This is a genomic window from Trinickia sp., assembly GCF_051953405.1.
Lineage (GTDB): Bacteria > Pseudomonadota > Gammaproteobacteria > Burkholderiales > Burkholderiaceae > Trinickia.
The window spans coordinates 1-2,773 of sequence record NZ_JBQCIV010000088.1; the positions used below are offsets into that span (position 1 = coordinate 1).

Sequence of the window (2,773 nt, forward strand, 5' to 3'; positions counted from 1 at the left end):
GTATTGGCGGCCGCAGCGCCTACGGCGACCGGGTTGCCGGTGCCTGCGGCGATTGCGTTACCGGTCGGCGCACCGATCTTGCAGCCGGCGGCCAGGGTGTTGTTTGCGTTTTGCAGCTCGGTAGCCGTGCAAGCGGAAAGAGCGGCCAGGGCAATCCCTGCCGCGAGAAGCAGCATGCGTTTCATGGTGAGTCCTTTCGGGAGGTGGAGGTTACTGCTGGGCGGGTGATGCGGGGGTGGCCGGAGCGGCCGGGGACTGCGCGCCCTTGCTCGGGCGATTGGCGATGGCGTTGCACACGACGTGGAGCCCGGCGAGCACAAGCGCGCCCATGGTGCCGGCCACGTCAGCCGGCGGCGCTGCGATCTTGAGCGTGCCGCACGCCCATACGATGACGCCGCCGATCATGGCCCCGCTGACTGCCGCGGCGCCCGTCGTGACGGGTGAGCTTTGATTCACGATTGCACCTCCTCTTGCGGTTGAGACTCCCCCGAAAAATCCGCCCCCAGGGTAAAGAGCGCGCGCTCGGCGTCCCTGCGCTTAACAAGGCCCCCGAGTTCGATGCCGTTTGATTTGGTCCAGACCATGAACTGATCGGCCGCACCTTGCATGTGGTTGACGTTCAGGCAGGCGAGCAGCGTCGAGCGCTCAAATGCGCCGAGCCCGATGTTGTAGGCCAGATCGCATAGCGCGGCCTTCTGCTCGTCGCTGATGGGCACCGTGACGAGCGTATCGATATGCGATCCGATGCCGCCCATCCGATAGGCCAGATCCGCGTCGGCCTGTGCCTGCGTCCAGACTGTTCCTTCGACGATCGCCGGCCCGGTGGCGCCATAGCCAACCGTTGCCCGGCGCCATCCATAGACCGGATCGGGGTACGCCTCCAGACGGCACCCCTCGAACTGCTTGGCGAGTTCGATCGCCTTTTCAAGCCATGCTTGCATCATTGCTCCTTCTCGGTAAGCGCCCTGAGCACGCGCGGATTGCTCAGTAGGCGCAGTAGATCGGCTTGCATATCGCGCTGTGCCTCGGCAATCGCGAGCGTCGCCGCGGTATTCGCGCGGATCTCCGTGACCATCTCCAGAATCGCTTTCAGCATCCGCTCGCACAGCTCGGCGCTGGCGTCGGCCACGACCATAAGCACCGCGCCGGCCGAACTCGCCTCAATCGACAGGATCAGGTTTGTGAGCCCGAAGTCACCGTCGTATCCGAGCCGCAGATGCGCGTAGAGTGAGGACGCGATGAAAGCGAACAGCAGCCAGAGGAAGTACTTCGGATTGCGGACCGTCACATACAGGCGAAACAAGCGCTCACGCATGACGCATCATCCAGAGCTCGGCCACCCCGATCACCACCTCGACGACGAAGAGCGCCAGCATCGCCCAATTGATGGCGCGTGCATGCTTCTCCTGGCGCCCTTCCTCAAGCGCATCGATTCGTTCGCCGAAGTGGTCCAGCCGATCGTCGAGGAGCGCAAAGCGCCCTTCGATCGTCTCATCATCCATGCCAGTGCCCCAAGGCGAATTCGATCAAGCCCAGCAGAGCCATGACGCCGCCGAACCATGCAGCCAGCTTCACAGGAATCGAGTTGTGCGCATCGCGTGCGCGGGCGTCGAATCGATCGCTCACGTCCTTACGCAGATCCGCGATATCGTCGCGCGTCGCTACGCGCCCCATCGTCTCGCGCAACATCCCTATCGTCTCGTCGAGTTTCGAGATATGCCGCTCGTGCCGAGCTATATCCTCATCGTGCCCATCGACGCGTGCTTTTACTTCGGCGATCGCTTCTGCGTTTTCTCGGATGGCTGCTTGAAGTTGATCCATGAATGCCCCGTTAATTCGAAGGGTAGATTGTGAAGTTATAGGTTGCGCCGGCGTGTCCGAATATCCCGATACCGCCCGCCCCACCCCCGGTAGCGCCGCCCCATTGGCCGCTCCCAATGTACGAAAGGACGAGCGAATCACCGAGCGTCGTGTTGATTATTTTTATCTTCCCGGTATAGGTTGGGTGGAGATCCGTATTAGAGACGAGCAGGTTCGTGCTAAACGTCGTTTCTTCGAGGGTTGAAATATAGCCACCGAATCGGCTAAAAAATGGGGTTCCCGTTAAATTAACGCGGTAGTCAACATTGCTTATTTGTTGAACTGTTCCGTTCGCATTCACATGCCCGCTTTGGCCGAGAAGATCAGAGAAGCCGAGGGGGAGTGTCGGCCCGACCCCTCCCAGCGCGATCACCCACGGATGATTGAGCGACAGCGGCAGCGACAGGCCAAGCTCCGTCGCGACTTGCGACATGGAGAGCGGGAACGAGGCTGGGAGCGTCATTTCGACTCCATCAGCGCGCGCAGGCGCATGATCTCTTTCGCGAGTTCGACGCAAGCCACCAGCGCGGCATTGCCGTACGCCACCGAGAGCAGTCCTTGCGGCCCTTCAAGCACGGCCTCGGGCAGGAGCGCTTGCAGGGACTGTGCACTGACCCCGGTGTGGCGCTTACCGTCTTCCATGTCCACGCGCGAGTATGTGCCGCTCTTGACTGCGGCCAACCGCTCGATGAAATCTGCGCCCAGGGATTCCCACTCGCCCTTCAAGCGCTCGTCCGACTGCGCCGTGATGTTGCCGGCCGCCGTGAAATTGCCGGCATCGTCGAGCGTCGCAATGACGGATGAATATGCGCTGTTGAGCAGTTGGAACGCGCCGCTGTTGACGCGCATGAATTTGTTCGGCGTCGTCGTGCCATTGCCCGTTAGCTGAATGCAGTCGCCAACAGAGTCGCTG

The 2,773-nt window shown here is 61.7% G+C and carries 7 protein-coding genes and 1 pseudogene; all 8 read right to left on the reverse strand.

The window, feature by feature from the left end:
• Positions 1–185 (reverse strand): annotated as a pseudogene (locus ACTHN9_RS15760) (hypothetical protein); the annotation flags it as partial.
• A gap of 25 nt (positions 186–210) precedes the next feature.
• Positions 211–456, reverse strand: a complete 246-nt coding sequence (locus tag ACTHN9_RS15765) for a hypothetical protein (protein ID WP_440537711.1) — start codon at positions 454–456, stop codon at positions 211–213.
• On the reverse strand, positions 453–944 hold the full coding sequence (locus ACTHN9_RS15770) for a lysozyme (RefSeq protein WP_440537712.1): 492 nt from the start codon (positions 942–944) through the stop codon (positions 453–455). The genes ACTHN9_RS15765 and ACTHN9_RS15770 overlap by 4 nt, the downstream gene beginning before the upstream one ends.
• Positions 941–1,315: a hypothetical protein gene (locus tag ACTHN9_RS15775; protein WP_440537713.1), complete on the reverse strand. Its 375-nt coding sequence runs from the start codon at positions 1,313–1,315 to the stop codon at positions 941–943. Before ACTHN9_RS15775 ends, ACTHN9_RS15770 begins: the two co-directional genes overlap by 4 nt.
• Positions 1,308–1,502, reverse strand: coding sequence for a hypothetical protein (locus ACTHN9_RS15780; protein WP_440537714.1), 195 nt, complete (start codon positions 1,500–1,502; stop codon positions 1,308–1,310). Before ACTHN9_RS15780 ends, ACTHN9_RS15775 begins: the two co-directional genes overlap by 8 nt.
• Positions 1,495–1,821: a hypothetical protein gene (locus ACTHN9_RS15785; protein ID WP_440537715.1), complete on the reverse strand. Its 327-nt coding sequence runs from the start codon at positions 1,819–1,821 to the stop codon at positions 1,495–1,497. The genes ACTHN9_RS15780 and ACTHN9_RS15785 overlap by 8 nt, the downstream gene beginning before the upstream one ends.
• A gap of 10 nt (positions 1,822–1,831) precedes the next feature.
• Positions 1,832–2,323 carry a hypothetical protein gene (locus ACTHN9_RS15790; protein ID WP_440537716.1) on the reverse strand — a complete coding sequence of 164 codons (492 nt, stop codon included), beginning with the start codon at positions 2,321–2,323 and terminating at the stop codon, positions 1,832–1,834.
• Positions 2,320–2,773: tail fiber domain-containing protein (locus ACTHN9_RS15795; RefSeq protein ID WP_440537717.1), on the reverse strand; the 454-nt coding region annotated here is incomplete at its 5' end. The genes ACTHN9_RS15790 and ACTHN9_RS15795, both read right to left, overlap by 4 nt.